The sequence below is a fragment of the Sulfurimonas sp. genome (assembly GCF_028694895.1).
In the GTDB taxonomy this organism is placed as follows: Bacteria; Campylobacterota; Campylobacteria; order Campylobacterales; family Sulfurimonadaceae; genus Sulfurimonas.
In genome coordinates this window covers 1-16,964 of record NZ_JAQVKA010000032.1, presented here as the reverse complement: position 1 = coordinate 16,964, position 16,964 = coordinate 1, and the positions used below count along the sequence as shown (strand labels likewise).

Sequence of the window (16,964 nt, the reverse complement as noted above, 5' to 3'; positions counted from 1 at the left end):
TAAAACCGATGGGTCAAACGCTATCGTCAATATAAAAGCAAAATAGACACTAAGCATCAAGATAGTTAACTTTATGGCAAAGCCATTTCTCTTACTAATCAACTCTTGATAATTTGGGTCGTTTTTTATCTTTTCAATCATTTCTTTGTTCATCTATTTCTCCTTAGAAATTGTAGTTTACTATAAATCTATACTCATTCCAGCCAGTTGTTCCACTTGAATTTGCTGCATATCCTCTTGGGAAGTTTCCGCGAAGACGAAGTTGCAAGTTTTTTATCTCTTGCAGATTGTAAATAGCATCAAATCCAGCTTCACTAGCAGTTCTCTCTAATCCATATCCACTGTTTTTATCCATATCAAACTCCGCGTAGTACGCCGATGTTATTAAATTTGCTCCTGTATCTTTAAAATTATAACTAGCAGTTACTTTACTAGCTGCCGTTCCAGCCATAAAAGCATGACGAGTAACCATCCCTTGAGTATAAGCAGGAGTTCCGCCCCATGGAGAGATAATTGCATTTGCAACTCCACCAGCAGCTGCCTCAGAAGAGTCGTTATCGCCAGTTTTAGAGTAAGCAAAAGAGAGGTCAAAGTTTTCTACTTTAAAGCCAAGCTTTGCAGCAGCATATCTACTGTTGATATCTCCACCTACCTCATCTCCTACGGAATCCTCTTTAATCACTTGAACTCCAGCATAAGGCTTAATCGCATCAGTTATCAAACAACTCCATGAGATATCTGCCTCACCATAAACAATGTTCATAATGTCATGTGCATAATAATCCCAAAGAGTTAGTTTTAAGTTCTGTATACCTGTATATGTAATAGATGCCATCGTGATACCATCAGTTGAGTTGCCAAAAGCATAATCTCCTACATTTTTAAACTCTCCAGTTTGATTTAAACTATCAACATATGAGTAACCAGATATTGCAGATAACAACTTATTTGCGTTTGTTGCAGTTGGTGTAGCGCTATATACTCTACCAAACGTTCCTTGAGCAAATTTTGTTACATGGCCTAGAGTCAATGTAGTATTGGCAATATCTTTGTTTGTTAAAACATACGCCTCAAAAAGGTTTGGAATCATTCTAGCATCATCATCGCCAAGCATAGGCGTTGAGAGCTTTTGACGCCCACCTTTAAATGATGTGTTCGCATGTTTATACTGAAGATACGCTTCTCCAAGAATTGTGTAGTTATCGTTGTCTTGTCCAAGAAGCGTTTGATCTATAGTATTTCTTGAGTCAAGCTTATTTGTTGTATAAAAAGCAGCACCCAGATTAAAGCCCTCTAGCTCAGCTGTTTCATACTTTATATATCCACCAATAGCAGTTGAGCCTCTATGAGTTCTAGTTCCTGCGCTTCCTTGATACTCTCTATCTATATAAAACATACGAGCTTGTCCGCTTACCTTGCCCTCGCTAAACATAGTGTTAATATCATCAGCCCCATTTAATGAAGAGATTAACACCATGCTAGCAACTAAAGCACTTAGTCCTATCTGTTTACTCATAATTTCCCCTTTTCTAAAATAAACTCTTAATCCTAAAGTAGAAAAATAGCATGAACATAGCATTGATAAAAAAAAATATATTGGGCAAAGATTCTAAAAAAATATGTGTAAAAAAGTAACTATTTTAAAGATTTAATCTGCCTTAAATAAATAAGCACTCTGTTTCTTTATCCAATATATTAACAAACTAGATTATAATCTACACCAATAGACAAAATTTATATAATGGATAAAAGTTATGAAAGCAGTTATAAACGCGTATAGAGCGCAAAAAATAAACGTTGATTCTTTTTTAAAAACATTTATAAAGAGTCTTCCTAAGGACTATATAAAAGACCCTTCACAAATTTTAAAGAAAAACAGATTTATACAGTTGATGTATGGTGTTGATTCAGAGTTTAAACAATCAACACCTGTAATCTCAAAAAAAGAGTCTGACTCATCACAACTTGGAAACAACAAGAGCCACTACTTTATAAAACTTGAACTAGACAATGATGATATATATATCTCTAACCCATACATTCATCATAAAACAGGAAAAGCAAGTATAAGTATCGTTCACTATAAAAACTCTTCTTATTGTGTATTTGACATTAACCTTATCTATCTTTTAGAGGATTTAAAGCTTATAGAATATAACTCTACTCATGATAAGATAAAGCGTGTTATCTACTTCTTTGGCTCGACAATGCTAGCTCTTGTTGCCATCGCACTTATAGTATATGGTGGATATGTCTTTTTTGCACTACTATTTTCTTTAAATACTGCAAATTTTTTACATGATATATTTAAATCCATCATTTCAATGACTCTAGGCCTTGCAATCTACGACCTTGCAAAACAGATTTTTGAGCATGAAGTTATATATCAGTCATTTCATCAGTCAGAGGACAAGCAGTATAAAGTTCTTGGAAAGTTTTTAATCTCAATCATTATTGCACTTTCAATCGAGACTCTGATGGTGGTATTTAAAATAGCTCTTGATGATACAGATAAGATGTTATCTGCCTTTTATCTTCTAATTGGAACAACAATCATGCTTATTGGCCTTGGTTACTTCTATAAAACCATACAAGAGTCAACACAGCAAGAGGAGTGATTGGCTAGGGTTTGTCTATCATATACCCCATGCCTCGGACATTGATGATGAAGTCTTCTTTTAGGTTTTTTTTGAGTCTGTTTATCTCAGCTCGGATAGTTGCATTGTCAACTATCTGCTCGCTCCAAACATAGGTTTGAAACTGTTCAAAATCAACTATTCTGCCTCTGTTTCTTGAGAGCAAGTCAATTATCTGAGCTTGACGTTTTGTGAGTATTTGAACCTCTTGATTAAAAAGAAGTGTGCTGTTTTCTTGATCATAACTATAGTTTTTACAAAGCCTTAGATGAACTCTAGGTACTACGCTTGAGAGCTTTATCCTATCCACTCTCAAAGATAACTCTTTTAGGTGAAACGGCTTCTTTAGATAGTCATGACACCCAAGAGTATATGCTCTTGAGATGTCCTCTATATCCACAAGCGCACTTATATAGATAACACTTACGTGAATTTTTAGTTCATGAATCTTCTCTAAAAAAGTAAGTCCATCAATCCCTGGAACATTGATATCCAAAACAAGCAAGTCATACGAGTTCTCTTTTATGGCTTCAAGTGCTTTAAGACCGTTAAAGAAGCCCTCTACACTATGTCCCTCAGATTCAAGGTATTCAGAAATTGACTCATTTAGCATGACTTCATCTTCTAAAAGAAGTATCTTCATCAATCCCCCATCATCTTAAACTGATATATGAATGTAGTTAGGGAGTCATCGGAAAAAACACTTACATTAACGCCCTCTTCATCACATATACTCTTAACAAGTCTAAGTCCAAGTCCAAAGCCATCTCTACTTTTATCTTCTCTTTCTCTATAATAAGCATCAAAAACCTTATCGGTATCTTGGATTATCTTTGACTTGCTACTTACTATAAACTCTGCATATGAGCCAACTTTTTTAAGCGTTACCTCTACACTCTCATTTGGTAGTGTGTATTTGATTGCATTTGTGAGAGTATTGTCGATTATTCTTTGAAGTTTAGTTTCATTGAAGTGAACATGAAGTTCATGTTGCGCTAAATTGTAATTAAAAGTTATAAGAGAAAACTCTGCCACATCTTTAAAAAAATCTATTCTGCTACTTAGAAAATTATTCAGATTTATCACGCTCTTTTTGTACTCAACATGGTCTTTTTTTACAAGATAACTCAAATCATCATAAATACTAAAGATATTTTTTGCAGCAGCCTCTATTTTTGAGAGCTGTCTATCTTTTGGATTTTTCATAAGATAGAGCTCAATACTTGTCAAAATAACGCTAAGAGGCGTGTTTGTTTCATGAACTGTATAACGTAAAAACTCTTTTTGAGCTTTTAGTAAATCTTGTGAAAATGTCTTCTCTTCTTCTAAGTTTTTATTTATCTCGAGTAGTGCAGCAGTCTTTACTTTTACTCTCTCTTCAAGCCCAAAATTAAGCTCTTTAAGGGAATTTTTTTGCTCATTTATTTTACTAACCATCTCATTTGCATAACCTACCATTATCTTAAAGTCATAAAAAAATATAGGCGTTGAATCTATCTTCTCTTCTTTATTAATAGCATTTTTAAAAACATCTAAAAATGTTCTTATATCTCTTTGAAGTAGTTTGTTAAAGAGCGTATTTAACCCTAAAAATATGGCAAAAATGATAAAGGAGAGAGTTACTATTGCTAAGACTGTTTTTATAAGGAGTGTTTTTAATTTTTTTTGATTTTGCTCTAATATAGTGCTATCTAAGATGAGTGGATCTTTTACTACATAACTCTGCTCAAGAGCTATTTCATACTCGTTGTAAAGCTCTTCTACAAGAAGCCCAACGAAAACCAGCGTAAAGAAAAATATAACCAAAATAGTAATAATGTCTGCTTGTTTTATACTAATTTGTTTAAAGAGTGATTTTACTTTCATAAATGGATTATACACTTATTATTTTTTTGGCAAAAACATCTGTTTAAAATATTTAGACTATAATTTCAAAAAATATTTACATAAAGGTTCTATATGTTTGGAAGAAAACTAAGAAAATACGAGTTAAGCGTTGAAGAGATAGCTAAGTTTCAGTGGGCAAAAATCACAACAAGTAAAGGCGTTATTTGGGTAAAACTTCTTCCAGAAGAAGCTCCAAATACTGTTGCAAACTTTGCACACTTAAGCGAGTCAGGTTTTTATAACGACCTTAGCTTTCACCGTGTAATCCCAGGATTTATGGCTCAAGGTGGTTGTCCAAGCGGAACAGGCACAGGCGGACCAGACTGGGCAATTGAGTGTGAAACAAAAACAAATGTTACAAAACACAAACGTGGCGCACTCTCAATGGCTCACGCTGGACCTAACACTGGTGGAAGCCAGTTCTTTATCACTTTTGTACCTACTCCACATTTAGATGGCGTACATACTGTTTTTGGAGCTATTGAGGATGGTGATGAAGAGAGTTTTGCTACACTAGATAGCATAAGAGGTCAAGACGATATTAACACTATTGAAGTTTTTAAAACTCGTTCATAAAACTATATAACTCTGCCTCTTACGAGGTAGAAGTTTTACAAAAGCACCTCTTTATTTAATCAAAAAATTCTTTAAAAGTAGTTCTTCTACATACTCCTCAGTCTGATATCCATATATCTCATCAATTATTTCAGGTACATTTTTATCATTTAGTTTAAGAATATAGGTCATAGGATAGATTATGATTTTGAGTTTAAACTCTTTTCTCAATTGTGAAAACATTTCACTCCCTTTCTCAACTTTAAAAAATTTTATATCTTTGCCATATTTATCTATAATCTTAATTCCTAATTCAATGTCATATTTTGTGCACCATGGACACCCATGTTTCTCAAAAACTAAGAACACCAGACTATGCTCTTTTAGCTGTGAGAGTGATTTTAAATCCTCAAAAGCATTAAGCGGCATATATAAAAACAATATTATTAAAATCAATTTTTTCATCTGTTTTCCTTGTTTAATAATCTACCTTATTTTCCCATATAAAGTATTTAATAAATAGTATTGCCTAGTTAGTTTAATCTCTTAAGAGGCAGAAGAAGAGAGGTATTTTGCTATACTTTCACAAAAAAAGGTAAAAATAGATGCTTGTTCACATCTGTTGTAGTGTAGATTCACACTTCTTCTTAGAAAAACTTCAACTTGATTATCCAGATGAAAAACTTACTGGCTTTTTTTATGACCCAAATATTCATCCCTATTCAGAATACCAACTTCGTCTTCTTGATGTAAGGCGCTCATGCAAAAAATTAGGCATTGAACTTCTTGAGGGAGAGTATGATTTTGAAGCTTGGATGCAAGCTGTACGAGGGTTAGAAAATGAGCCTGAGAAGGGCAAGAGATGTGAAGTTTGCTTTGATAAAAGATTTGATGTAAGTGCAAGAAAAGCTCTTGAGTTGGGTGAGAAAAGTGTTACAACAACTCTACTTGTAAGCCCTTTAAAGTCTCAAGAGCAGCTAAAAGTAAGCGGTGATAAATTTTTCAAAGAGCATGGGGTTGAGTTTATCTTTTATGACTACAGAAAAGATGGTGGAACGCAGGAACAGAGCCGTGTTACAAAAGAGGAACAACTTTACCGTCAAGATTACTGTGGATGTATATATGGACTAACCATGCAACGCTATCAACAAGATCGCCTTATGGATGAGATGTTCTCTCACATATCAAATCAGATTCAACCATCTAGCATCGAGGAGAGACTTGAGATGTATGAGCGAAGAAATGAGCTCGAAGAAAAAGGTATTGCTTATAAAATCATCAGAGAGAAGTTTTTAAACTATCGTCAATTTAGCTTTAAACTCTATGCAGGCAAAGATGAAATCATAGATGCTTATGCTCTTTTTTACTCTAATCTTCCACGAAAAAAAGCAAATGGAAATATAGAATTTAACTCTAAAAATATTTACTATTTTAACCGTGAAGAGATAAAATTTGTAACTTTAGAATTTTTTAACTCAACATGTAACCTAAATTATAAAAATACTAAAGAGCTTATCTTTAGCCCTCCAAGCGTTACAGAAGAGATAAAATTTAGAGATACTTTGCTATCTTTGAGCTACGATTTAAGCCCTATTATTATTGTTGATGAAATCCCAAAAACAAAGCTCTTTATAGAGCTTGATGCAAAAACTTACGAAGACGTCAGAGAAAAACTAATCATTATATAATGTTTCTTTTGCTAAAATAGCCGAAATTATTATAAAGGCTTTTGTATATGATTATGGACGTCATTGAAATTCAAAAAATTATTCCACATCGCTATCCATTTTTACTTTTAGACAGAGTTACAGAAATTAAAGAAAATGAATCACTAATAGGTTATAAAAACGTAACAATCGGGGACAATGTTTTTCAAGGCCACTTTCCAGGCCATCCGATATATCCAGGTGTTATGATCTTAGAAGGTATGGCTCAAGCTGGCGGCATACTTGCGTTTAAGAGCATGGGTAACATGACAGAAGAAGAAGCTGCTTCAAAAGTTGTTTATTTTATGAGCATTGATAGAGCAAAATTTCGCGCTCCTGTAAAACCGGGAGATAGACTTGAGTACCGCATTAGCGTTATAAAAAACAAAGGCCAAATCTGGGTTCTTGATGGCAAAGCATTTGTTGATGATGTTTTGGTTTCAGAAGCAGAACTAAAAGCTATGATTGTGGATAAATAATGAGCAAAATTTCTCCACTTGCAATCATAGAAGATGGTGCGGTCATAGGCAAAGATGTTGAGATAGGAGCTTACTGCTTCATCTCTTCTGATGCTACAATCGGTGATGGAACAAAGATAGAGCAAAACAGCTGTATTTATGGCAAAACAACCATAGGTAAAAATAACCATATCTTCTCACATGCCGTAATTGGTTCAGTGCCACAAGATCTGAAATTTGCTGGTGAAGACGTGGAACTTATCATTGGTGATAACAACAAAATTAGAGAGTTTACACTCTTTAACCCTGGTACAAAAGGCGGAGGTGGAAAAACTATTATCGGCTCACACAACCTTTTTATGGGTTATGTTCATATAGGACATGATGTTATTATTGGCAATCACTGCATCTTGGCAAATGCTGCAACTCTTGCAGGGCATGTTGAGATGGGTGACTACTCTGTAATTGGCGGAATGACACCTATACATCAGTTTGTTCATATAGGTGAATACGCTATGGTAGCAGGTGCTTCTGCTCTAGCTCAAGATGTACCTCCGTTTTGTATGGCAGAGGGAAATCGCGCAACACTTAGAGGACTTAACCTAACAGGTTTAAGAAGAAACATAGAACGTGAAGAGATTGATGAGATAAAATCAGCATATAAAGAGCTTTTTGAAGCTGGAAAATCTCTCAAAGATGCGGCAAATGATATACTTGAACATACTACGAGCCACCATGTTCAGTCATTGTGCAACTTTGTTCTTAAAACTAAACGCGGTATTCCGTATGAAAGGAAACATCTATGATAATTAGATCATGTAGCTTTTGTAATGCACAAGAGAGTGATGAAAATCCACTAATAGCAGGAAATAGCGTTTATATATGTAAAAATTGTGTTACTTCTGCATATAAGATAATGTTTGGAGATGATAAAATTCACTCATCTGCGGATAATGAATTAAATGATGAGAACAGCACTCTTATGACTCCAAAAGAGTTAAATCTTTTTTTAGCTGATTATATTATTGGGCAAGAGAGAGCTAGAAAGCTTCTGAGTGTTGCTGTTTATAACCATTACAAAAGAATCTTTAAAACTCATACAACAAAAGATGATGATACTGAGATAGCAAAATCAAACGTGCTTCTTATTGGGCCAACTGGAAGTGGAAAAACACTTATGGCTCAAACAATTGCAAGAGTTTTAAATGTCCCTATCGCAATTGCTGATGCTACTAGTTTAACAGAAGCTGGATATGTTGGAGAAGATGTTGAGAACATTCTAACTAAACTTCTTCAAGCAGCTGATGGGGATGTAGAGCGAGCACAAAGAGGAATAGTCTTTATAGATGAGATTGATAAAATTTCTCGTATGAGTGAAAATCGCTCTATCACACGTGATGTTTCAGGAGAAGGCGTACAGCAAGCTCTTTTAAAAATCATAGAGGGCGCTGTTGTAAACATCCCACCAAAAGGTGGAAGAAAACATCCAAACCAAGATTTTATAGCGATTGATACAACTGGAATTCTTTTTATCTGTGGCGGTGCATTTGATGGGCTTGATGAGATACTAAAGAAGAAACAAGGTGAAAATGTTTTAGGTTTTGGTCATGAGAAGAAAAGCAAAAAAGAGCAAAAAATGAGCTATGACGCAGTTGAACCTGATGACTTAGTAAACTATGGCCTTATTCCTGAGCTTGTTGGACGTCTTCCAATAATTGCGTCATTAAATGAGATTACAGAAGATGATATGGTTCGCATATTAACTGAGCCTAAAAACTCTATCATCAAACAGTACAAAAAGCTCTTCTCAATAGACAACGTTGAGCTAAATTTTGAAGAAGACGCTCTAAGAGCAATAGCAGCAAAATCTATTAAAAGAAAAACTGGTGCTCGTGGTCTTCGTGCAATTTTAGAAGAAAATATGATAGATATCATGTATGAACTCCCCGAGTATGGTGGTTATGAAGTTTTAGTAACAAAAGCTGTAATAGATGATGGAGAAGCTCCTGTCTATATCAAAAAAAACTCAAAACAAATTGCATAAGGTAAAATAATGATATTTAACAAACTAATTGGTCTTTTCTCAAACGATTTATCTATAGACTTAGGAACAGCAAATACGATTGTAATTGCAAAAGGAAGAGGCATCATCATAAATGAGCCTTCAGTAGTTGCTGTAAAAACTGGTAAGTTTGGACATCAAAGAGTTTTGGCAGTAGGACATGAAGCTAAAGAGATGGTTGGTAAAACTCCTGGTAACATAAAAGCTATTCGTCCTATGAGAGATGGTGTTATTGCCGACTTTGATATGACTGAAAAAATGATTAGAAAATTCATTGAAAAAGCGCATGGAAGAACTTCACTTATTAGTCCTAGAATTATTATCTGTGTTCCTTATGGACTAACTCAAGTTGAGAGAAAAGCTGTTCGTGAATCAGCACTAAGCGCTGGCGCACGTGAAGTTTTTCTTATAGAAGAGCCAATGGCTGCAGCAATTGGTGCTGGAATAGACATCCGTGAGCCTCAAGGAAACTTAGTTGTTGACATCGGTGGTGGTACTACTGAGATAGGTGTTGTCTCTCTTGGAGGTCTAGTTCTTTCAAAGTCAATTAGAACAGCAGGCGATAAGATAGATCAGTCAATCGTAAACTACGTAAGAAGAAAATATAACCTTTTAATTGGCGAGAGAGTTGCTGAAGAGATAAAGATAAACATAGGAACAGCAGTTACTCTTGAAGAGCCACTAAAGATGGTAATCACAGGAAGAGATCAAGTTGAAGGACTTTTGAGCTCAGTTGAGTTAACAAGTGAAGATGCTAGAGAAGCTATGAAAGAACCACTAAAAGAGATTTCAGAAGCACTTCGTGATGTACTAGAGCAGATGCCTCCAGATTTAGCTGGCGATATAGTTAATCATGGAATCATCCTAACTGGTGGTGGAGCACTTATTCGCCAACTAGATAAATATCTCTCAGATATTATAAAAATTCCTGTATACATAGCAGATGAGCCACTACTAGCAGTTGCTAGAGGAACTGGGCGCGCACTAGAAGAGATAGACTTGCTACAAGAACTTTTCGAAAATGAGTAAAGGGCTTCTTAGCTTTTTTTTCATATTTACCACCCTTATAGTGGGTGCGCTCTATTATACAGATGTTATACAATCTCCTTTTATATCTGTACTTAATAAAATCAAAACCAACTATCATGCCTCTAGTGAATTTGTACAAAAACAGGTTCAAAAACACTTTTTTCAAGCAGAACATATAGCAGAGCTTAATGAAAAAGTAAGAAGATATGAAAACTCTTGTCTTATAATTGAGCAATTATCATATGACCTTAATAACCTTTTTTTAGAGAGTAATTCAGACCTAAAAATTGATCCAAAAGTAGAGCTTGTTAGAACAATCTCGTACCAAAAGTTTGGTGATTTAAATAGAGTATGGTTAGAAATAGATGATTATAATGCCTCTAAGATTTATGGTCTTGCATACAACAACCTTGTAGCTGGGATAGTTATCCCTCAAAACAATAGACCGCTTGGACTTTTAAACAGTGATTTAAAAAGCTCTTATGCTGTTTATATAGGAGATCAAAATGCTCCAGGTATCGCTCATGGAAATAACTCTAACTACTTAATTGTCAAATTTATACCCGCATGGTTTTCAATAAAAGAGGGAGATAAAGTTATAACTTCTGGTTTAGATGAGATTTTTTTTGAGGGTTTAAATGTTGGAGTTGTAGTATCTGTTACAAAATCGCAAGGGTATCAAAGCGCAGTTGTAGAACCTTTTTATAAAGCAAATACTCCAAACTACTTTCATATGATTAAAAAAGTCAAATAACTCATCAAATTTTAAGTGCCTTTTACCTATAATAAGCAAATTTTTATGCACAAATATTAAAGGTCAACAATGCCAAAACGCACAGACATTCATACTATCTTACTCATTGGTTCAGGTCCGATTATTATCGGCCAAGCTTGTGAATTTGACTACTCAGGAACGCAACCCGTTAAAACTCTCAAAGAGTTAGGTTACCGCGTAATCCTTATAAACTCAAATCCTGCTACCATTATGACAGACCCTGAATTTGCGGATAGAACATATATTGAACCTATTAGAGAAGATATAATTGCAAAAATTATAAAAGATGAAAAAGTTGATGCAATCCTCCCTACTATGGGTGGACAAACAGCACTAAACGTTGCTACTAGCATGTATAAAAAAGGTATGTTAGAAGGTATCGAGTTTTTAGGTGCATCACCTGAGGCTATACACAAAGGCGAAGACCGTTCAGCTTTTACAGAAGCTATGGTTAAAATCGGTATGGATTTACCAATAAGTCGCAACGCATATAGTGTTGAAGAGGCTATGGAAGTAGCTAAGGAGATAGGTTTTCCAGTTATCAGTAGAGCATCTTTTACTCTAGCTGGCGGTGGAAGCGGCGTAGCTTACAATATGGAAGAGTTTAAAGAACTAGCTGCAGAGGGTATCTCAGCGTCTCCTGTAAATGAGATTGAGATTATGGAATCTATGCTTGGTTGGAAAGAGTATGAGATGGAAGTTATCCGTGATAAAGCGGATAACTGTATCATAGTTTGTGCTATTGAAAACTTTGATCCAATGGGTGTTCACACTGGAGATAGTATCACAGTTGCACCTGCACTAACTCTAACAGATAAAGAGTACCAAAGAATGCGTAATGCTTCTTTTGATATTTTAAGAGAGATAGGCGTTGATACTGGCGGAAGTAACGTTCAGTTCTCAATTGACCCTAAAACTGGCCGTATGATTGTAATCGAGATGAACCCTCGTGTTTCACGCTCTTCTGCACTTGCAAGTAAAGCTACAGGTTATCCTATCGCAAAAGTTGCAACACTTTTAGCGGTTGGTTTTACACTTGATGAGATTACAAACGACATCACAGGCACTCCTGCGTCTTTTGAACCTGTAATTGACTATATTGTTACAAAAATCCCTCGTTTTACTTTTGAGAAATTTCCTGAAGCTGTTAATACACTAAGCACTAGCATGAAGAGTGTTGGCGAGGTTATGGCTATTGGTCGAACTTTTAAAGAGTCTATACAAAAAGCTCTCTGCTCACTAGAGACTGGGCTCTGTGGATTTGACCCTATTGATGCTGATTTTGATTTTATTAAGCATGAAATTCGTCGCCCAAATGCGGATAGAGTTCTATATGTTGCAGAGGGATTCCGTCGTGGCATGAGCATTGAAGAGATGTTTGATACGTGTCAGATTGATCCATGGTTTTTATATCAATTACAAGAGATGATAAACACTGAATCAATCATTGATAAGAAGATATTAAACGATGAAGAGTTTATGAGAAGCGTAAAAGTTGATGGTTTCTCAGATAAGAGAATTTCTCAGTTAATAAGTAAAAACTCAAATACAAAAACAACAGAAGATGATGTCTATATTGCTAGAAAAGCTTTAGGCGTAAACTTCGAGTATAACGAAGTTGATACATGTGCTGCAGAGTTTGAAGCACTTACTCCATATCTCTACTCAACAACAAACATCACAAAACTTCCAAATGTAAAAAACAGAGTAAGTGAGGCGAAAAAGGTTCTAATTTTAGGCGGTGGACCAAATAGAATAGGACAAGGTATAGAGTTTGACTACTGTTGTGTTCATGCTGCGTTCGCCCTTAAAGAGATGGGCATTGAGACTATCATGTACAACTGTAATCCTGAGACTGTATCAACGGATTATGATACTTCAGATGTACTCTACTTTGAACCAATTGATTTTGAACATGTTAGAGAAGTTATTGAAAATGAAAAACCAGATGGCGTAATTGTACATTTTGGTGGGCAAACTCCTCTAAAACTTGCAAATGCTCTAACTAATATAGGAGCAAAAATAGCTGGAACTCCTTCACGTGTAATTGATTTAGCTGAAGATAGAGAGCAATTTTCTGACTTTGTAAACTCTCATGGGCTTAAACAACCTGCAAACGGTCTTGCTCGTACAAAAGAAGAGGCTCATGATATAGCTGTAAAACTTGGTTTTCCTGTTTTAGTTCGTCCATCTTATGTTCTTGGCGGACGTGGTATGAGAATAGTTTACTCTCAAGATGAGTTGCGTCAGTATATGGACTTAGCAGTTAAAGTAAGCAATGACGCTCCAGTTCTTGTTGATAAGTTTTTAGATCAAGCCATTGAGCTTGATGTTGATGCTATATGTGACGGTACTGATGTATATATAGGTTCGGTTATGCAACATATCGAAGAGGCTGGTATCCACTCAGGTGACAGCGCATGTTCACTTCCTCCTGTAAATCTCTCAAAAGAGATGATAGACAAAGTTGAAGCGCAAACAAAAACAATAGCACTTGGTCTTGGTGTTCATGGTCTTATGAATGTTCAGTATGCAATCTATCAAGATGAGATTTATCTTATAGAAGTAAATCCAAGAGCCAGTAGAACTGTTCCTTTTGTTAGTAAGGCAACAGGTATGCCACTTGCTAAAGTTGCAACTCGTGTTATGGTTGGAGATACTCTAAGAGACGCTCTAAAATATTATGATAAGTACAATATTGTCATGGAAGAAAATGGACTTTTAAAGCCTCGCTTAAAAGGTCATATTTCTGTTAAAGAAGCAGTATTTCCATTCCATAAACTCTATGGTGCAGATTTAGTTCTAGGGCCTGAGATGAAATCAACTGGCGAGGTTATGGGTATTAGCTCTAACTTTGGAATCAGTTTTGCAAAAGCTCAAATAGCTGCAGGAAACAGAATCGTCACTAAAGGAACATGCTTTTTATCTTTTGTTGATAGTGATAAAAAATATGCTCCTGAAATCGCAAAAGGGCTTCATGAGCATGGCTTTAAACTAGTTGCTACAAAAGGAACTCAAGCTATTATAGAAGAGGCTGGAATCCCTTGTGAAGTAGTTTTAAAGATTTCAGAAGGTCGTCCAAATATTGAAGATAGTATGAAAAATGATGCTATTGATATGGCTATAAATACATCTGATAACAACACTTCAAAAAAAGATGCTGTAGTTATTCGCCAAGAAGTTCTAAAGAGAAACATCCCTTACTTTACAACTCTAAGTGCTGCTAGAGCTCTTATTTTGGCTCTTAAAGAGATGAAAAACGACTCTTGGACTTCTCCAAAAGCTCTGCAAGATTTTCTAGCATAAAAGATGAGTGTAGTACTTACACAAACCGACACTACTGTCGGTTTTCTCTCTCAAGATGCCAAAAAACTATACAAAATAAAATCCCGTCCTCAAACAAAACAATTTATAAAAGTTTTTCAAGATTTTAAGAGCTTTTTAAATGATTTTCATAGAGTACCTAATAGTAGAAAAAACCTAGTTCGCCGCTCAAGTAAAACATCATTTATAATTAATAACTTCTCATTTAGAGTAGCGCCCTCACCTCTTAATTCTCAGATATTAAGGGCTGCACCATGGTTTTATTCTACTTCAGCAAACAAAAGCAATGAGAAATTTGATAGAAATTTTTGCGAATCAAAAGCTGATATAATAGTAGAAAACATAGATGGCTTAGTTGAGCATAGCTCTTCAAAACTTCTAAAAATAAACTCTAAAAAGTGGAGAAGGTTAAGATGAGCAAAGCAATTCAAGCACTACTAACAGGTATGTTAATAACTTTTATACTAGATTTTTTTCTCTTTTTAGGAGTATTGCTTCACTATATAGAGTTTTATAACATAGAGCTCTATTACAATATTTTATTTGTAGATAATCAAAACTGGTATCTATTTTTCTCTTTATCTATCATCTTTGGATGGATGGTAATCTATGTTAAAAATTATAAGATTTCTCTTATACCCATACTAATAATAGCTACACTTACTTCTCTTACACTGTTTGAAAATATTGGTTATAAGGCTGGAGAGGCAATGTTTATGAAAAAAAACATCACGCTACATAGCGCTAAATTTACATATATTGGTAATATTATTTATGATGGAAGAGAAGAGATAACATTCTATGATAATGAACTCTCTAAAACAATAACTATAAAGAAAAAGGATTTGATTTAATGAAACATATCTACTCAATTGCAAACGGTGTAGCACTTGGAAGTGCTGGCATAATTATGATGGGCGTTCTTAGCGGATGCGAATCAAGCGAGCAACAACAACAAAATAAATTTCTAGTAATTGAGCAACAAGCAAATGGAAAATACATTGTAGTAGAAGAGATGCCAACTGAGGGCCCAAGCAGAGCTATCATCCGAGAGATAGATGCAAATGGAGGAAAAACTGAGCGTTTCATGAATGAAGCGGAGATGAAAGCTCTTGCTGAGCAGGAGTATAAAAAAGTTCAAGATGGCACATCTGAGACAATTAGTAGCAATGAAGGAAGCGCTGGAATGGGCCTTGCCGGAACAATTTTAGCAGTTGCAGCAGGCTCGCTTTTAGGAAATATGATAGGAAATGCTTTGATGAATAACAAGAACTTTGCATCAAAGTCATCTGCAGTAAACAAAAGCGCTTACTCTCGCTCAGCAAGTGGAGCCTCAAAGGGCTCATCATCTGCTAAGAAGAGTTTCTTTGGTGGCTCTAGTGGCTCATCAACCTCAAACAAATCTTATGGGAGTTAATTTTTGATAAACTTAACTAAAATCAAACCTCTAAAAACAGAGCAACTTGAAGAGCTAGGCTTTACATGGCATACAGATAGCGATGAGAGCAGATATATAAGCGATACTCTTGTAAACGTAACTCATGATGAAGCAGAGGCTTATTACGTGGCTGCAAATGAGATATATGATATGTATGCTAAAGCAGCTGAGTATGTGATAGAAAATAACCTCTTTTTTGAGCTAGGTATCCCTTTTAATCTAATTGAGGCTATAAAGAAGAGTTGGGAGAATGATGTTCACTGGCATATCTACTCTAGATTTGACTTTGCTGGCGGAATTAATGTAGCACCTATAAAACTATTAGAGTTTAATGCAGATACCCCAACATCACTTTTTGAGAGTGCACTTCTACAGTGGGCCCTCTTAAAGAGCAATAACATGGATGAATCAGAACAGTTTAACAATCTATATGAAGCCATAAAAGAGAACTTTAAACGCCTAGTTACTCTCTTTGATGATACAGAACTCTTTGATGAGAGATATGATGGATGGAAGATACTATTCTCCTCAATCGCTGGAAATGATGAAGAAGAAGCGACTACAAGACTGCTTCAGCAGATTGCAACTGATGCTGGGTTTAACACTGGTTTTGAGTATCTTGGAGATGTTAAGTTTGATGAAGACGGTATATATGATAGAGATGATAACCAATACGAGTATTGGTTTAAACTCTACCCTTGGGAAGATATAGCAACTGATGAGCCAGAACTAGCTACCATGCTAACATCTATCATGCAAAATCAAAGTGCTATTATTTTAAATCCAGCATATACACTTCTTTTTCAATCAAAAGGGATGTTGAAGATTTTATATGATCTATTTCCTGATTCGCCATATCTTCTAAAAACCTCGTTTGAGCCTTTAGTTGGAATAAAACATGTACAAAAAAGTGTTTTTGGAAGAGAAGGAGCAAACGTAACGATAGTTGATGCAAATGGAGCTACCCTAGAAGAGCAAGATGGACCATATAAAAATCATAAAAAAGTCTATCAAGAGCATGTTGAGTTAAACAAAGATGCTAGTGGAGCAAAATATCAAGCTGGAGTATTCTTTGCCTATGAAGCTTCTGGACT

The 16,964-nt window shown here is 35.3% G+C and carries 18 protein-coding genes; 13 read left to right on the top strand and 5 right to left on the bottom strand.

From position 1 onward, the window contains the following. A partial coding sequence (locus PHI38_RS05590) for a DUF485 domain-containing protein (RefSeq protein WP_299853686.1) occupies positions 1 to 141 on the bottom strand: 141 nt, incomplete at its 3' end. A gap of 22 nt (positions 142 to 163) precedes the next feature. Beyond that, positions 164 to 1,516, bottom strand: coding sequence for an OprD family outer membrane porin (locus tag PHI38_RS05585; protein WP_299853682.1), 1,353 nt, complete (start codon positions 1,514 to 1,516; stop codon positions 164 to 166). A 238-nt stretch (positions 1,517 to 1,754) separates the two neighbouring features. Between PHI38_RS05585 and PHI38_RS05580 the strand changes: the two genes are divergently transcribed. Further along, positions 1,755 to 2,618: a hypothetical protein gene (locus PHI38_RS05580; protein ID WP_299853680.1), complete on the top strand. Its 864-nt coding sequence runs from the start codon at positions 1,755 to 1,757 to the stop codon at positions 2,616 to 2,618. 4 nt (positions 2,619 to 2,622) lie between these two features. Here the strand turns inward: PHI38_RS05580 and PHI38_RS05575 are convergent, their stop codons facing one another. Both PHI38_RS05575 and PHI38_RS05570 read right to left on the bottom strand, forming a co-directional pair. Next, on the bottom strand, positions 2,623 to 3,279 hold the full coding sequence (locus PHI38_RS05575; protein WP_299853678.1) for a response regulator transcription factor: 657 nt from the start codon (positions 3,277 to 3,279) through the stop codon (positions 2,623 to 2,625). After that, positions 3,279 to 4,502: a HAMP domain-containing sensor histidine kinase gene (locus PHI38_RS05570; RefSeq protein WP_299853676.1), complete on the bottom strand. Its 1,224-nt coding sequence runs from the start codon at positions 4,500 to 4,502 to the stop codon at positions 3,279 to 3,281. The genes PHI38_RS05575 and PHI38_RS05570 overlap by 1 nt, the downstream gene beginning before the upstream one ends. 93 nt (positions 4,503 to 4,595) lie before the next feature. Between PHI38_RS05570 and PHI38_RS05565 the strand changes: the two genes are divergently transcribed. Next, on the top strand, positions 4,596 to 5,099 hold the full coding sequence (locus tag PHI38_RS05565) for a peptidylprolyl isomerase (protein WP_299853674.1): 504 nt from the start codon (positions 4,596 to 4,598) through the stop codon (positions 5,097 to 5,099). A gap of 51 nt (positions 5,100 to 5,150) precedes the next feature. On the opposite strand, the gene PHI38_RS05560 is transcribed toward PHI38_RS05565, so the two are convergent. Further along, the gene (locus tag PHI38_RS05560; RefSeq protein ID WP_299853672.1) at positions 5,151 to 5,543 is read right to left on the bottom strand and encodes a hypothetical protein; all 393 of its coding nucleotides are present in this window, start codon (positions 5,541 to 5,543) and stop codon (positions 5,151 to 5,153) included. Between the two features lie 140 nt (positions 5,544 to 5,683). On the opposite strand from PHI38_RS05560, the gene PHI38_RS05555 reads away from it, so the two are divergent. From PHI38_RS05555 to PHI38_RS05505, 11 genes are all read left to right on the top strand, one after another. Beyond that, positions 5,684 to 6,766: an epoxyqueuosine reductase QueH gene (locus PHI38_RS05555; protein ID WP_299853670.1), complete on the top strand. Its 1,083-nt coding sequence runs from the start codon at positions 5,684 to 5,686 to the stop codon at positions 6,764 to 6,766. A gap of 50 nt (positions 6,767 to 6,816) precedes the next feature. After that, positions 6,817 to 7,263, top strand: coding sequence for a 3-hydroxyacyl-ACP dehydratase FabZ (fabZ, locus tag PHI38_RS05550; RefSeq protein ID WP_299853684.1), 447 nt, complete (start codon positions 6,817 to 6,819; stop codon positions 7,261 to 7,263). Beyond that, complete coding sequence (lpxA, locus tag PHI38_RS05545) at positions 7,263 to 8,048, top strand: acyl-ACP--UDP-N-acetylglucosamine O-acyltransferase (protein ID WP_299853668.1); 786 nt, start codon at positions 7,263 to 7,265, stop codon at positions 8,046 to 8,048. Before fabZ ends, lpxA begins: the two co-directional genes overlap by 1 nt. Further along, positions 8,045 to 9,286, top strand: a complete 1,242-nt coding sequence (gene clpX / locus PHI38_RS05540; protein WP_299853666.1) for an ATP-dependent Clp protease ATP-binding subunit ClpX — start codon at positions 8,045 to 8,047, stop codon at positions 9,284 to 9,286. Before lpxA ends, clpX begins: the two co-directional genes overlap by 4 nt. Positions 9,287 to 9,295: 9 nt before the next feature. Further along, positions 9,296 to 10,333 (top strand): rod shape-determining protein, encoded by a 1,038-nt coding sequence (locus tag PHI38_RS05535; protein ID WP_299853664.1) that lies wholly within the window; start codon positions 9,296 to 9,298, stop codon positions 10,331 to 10,333. Next, positions 10,326 to 11,087, top strand: a complete 762-nt coding sequence (gene mreC, locus PHI38_RS05530; protein ID WP_299853662.1) for a rod shape-determining protein MreC — start codon at positions 10,326 to 10,328, stop codon at positions 11,085 to 11,087. Before PHI38_RS05535 ends, mreC begins: the two co-directional genes overlap by 8 nt. A 69-nt stretch (positions 11,088 to 11,156) precedes the next feature. Then, entirely contained in the window at positions 11,157 to 14,414 is a 3,258-nt protein-coding gene (gene carB, locus PHI38_RS05525) for a carbamoyl-phosphate synthase large subunit (RefSeq protein WP_299853660.1), read from the top strand. 3 nt (positions 14,415 to 14,417) lie between these two features. Further along, positions 14,418 to 14,849: a Sua5/YciO/YrdC/YwlC family protein gene (locus PHI38_RS05520; protein ID WP_299853658.1), complete on the top strand. Its 432-nt coding sequence runs from the start codon at positions 14,418 to 14,420 to the stop codon at positions 14,847 to 14,849. Next, on the top strand, positions 14,846 to 15,286 hold the full coding sequence (locus tag PHI38_RS05515) for a hypothetical protein (protein WP_299853656.1): 441 nt from the start codon (positions 14,846 to 14,848) through the stop codon (positions 15,284 to 15,286). Before PHI38_RS05520 ends, PHI38_RS05515 begins: the two co-directional genes overlap by 4 nt. Next, positions 15,286 to 15,849, top strand: coding sequence for a hypothetical protein (locus PHI38_RS05510; protein ID WP_299853654.1), 564 nt, complete (start codon positions 15,286 to 15,288; stop codon positions 15,847 to 15,849). Before PHI38_RS05515 ends, PHI38_RS05510 begins: the two co-directional genes overlap by 1 nt. Positions 15,850 to 15,852: 3 nt before the next feature. Next, positions 15,853 to 16,964: glutathionylspermidine synthase family protein (locus PHI38_RS05505; protein WP_299853652.1), on the top strand; the 1,112-nt coding region annotated here is incomplete at its 3' end.

Coding starts and splice junctions, on each gene's coding strand:
- PHI38_RS05585 (WP_299853682.1), bottom strand. CDS start 1,516: ATGAGTAAACAGATAGGACTAAGTGCTTTAGTTGCTAGCATGGTGTTA.
- PHI38_RS05580 (WP_299853680.1), top strand. CDS start 1,755: ATGAAAGCAGTTATAAACGCGTATAGAGCGCAAAAAATAAACGTTGAT.
- PHI38_RS05575 (WP_299853678.1), bottom strand. CDS start 3,279: ATGAAGATACTTCTTTTAGAAGATGAAGTCATGCTAAATGAGTCAATT.
- PHI38_RS05570 (WP_299853676.1), bottom strand. CDS start 4,502: ATGAAAGTAAAATCACTCTTTAAACAAATTAGTATAAAACAAGCAGAC.
- PHI38_RS05565 (WP_299853674.1), top strand. CDS start 4,596: ATGTTTGGAAGAAAACTAAGAAAATACGAGTTAAGCGTTGAAGAGATA.
- PHI38_RS05560 (WP_299853672.1), bottom strand. CDS start 5,543: ATGAAAAAATTGATTTTAATAATATTGTTTTTATATATGCCGCTTAAT.
- PHI38_RS05555 (WP_299853670.1), top strand. CDS start 5,684: ATGCTTGTTCACATCTGTTGTAGTGTAGATTCACACTTCTTCTTAGAA.
- lpxA (WP_299853668.1), top strand. CDS start 7,263: ATGAGCAAAATTTCTCCACTTGCAATCATAGAAGATGGTGCGGTCATA.
- clpX (WP_299853666.1), top strand. CDS start 8,045: ATGATAATTAGATCATGTAGCTTTTGTAATGCACAAGAGAGTGATGAA.
- PHI38_RS05535 (WP_299853664.1), top strand. CDS start 9,296: ATGATATTTAACAAACTAATTGGTCTTTTCTCAAACGATTTATCTATA.
- mreC (WP_299853662.1), top strand. CDS start 10,326: ATGAGTAAAGGGCTTCTTAGCTTTTTTTTCATATTTACCACCCTTATA.
- carB (WP_299853660.1), top strand. CDS start 11,157: ATGCCAAAACGCACAGACATTCATACTATCTTACTCATTGGTTCAGGT.
- PHI38_RS05520 (WP_299853658.1), top strand. CDS start 14,418: ATGAGTGTAGTACTTACACAAACCGACACTACTGTCGGTTTTCTCTCT.
- PHI38_RS05515 (WP_299853656.1), top strand. CDS start 14,846: ATGAGCAAAGCAATTCAAGCACTACTAACAGGTATGTTAATAACTTTT.
- PHI38_RS05510 (WP_299853654.1), top strand. CDS start 15,286: ATGAAACATATCTACTCAATTGCAAACGGTGTAGCACTTGGAAGTGCT.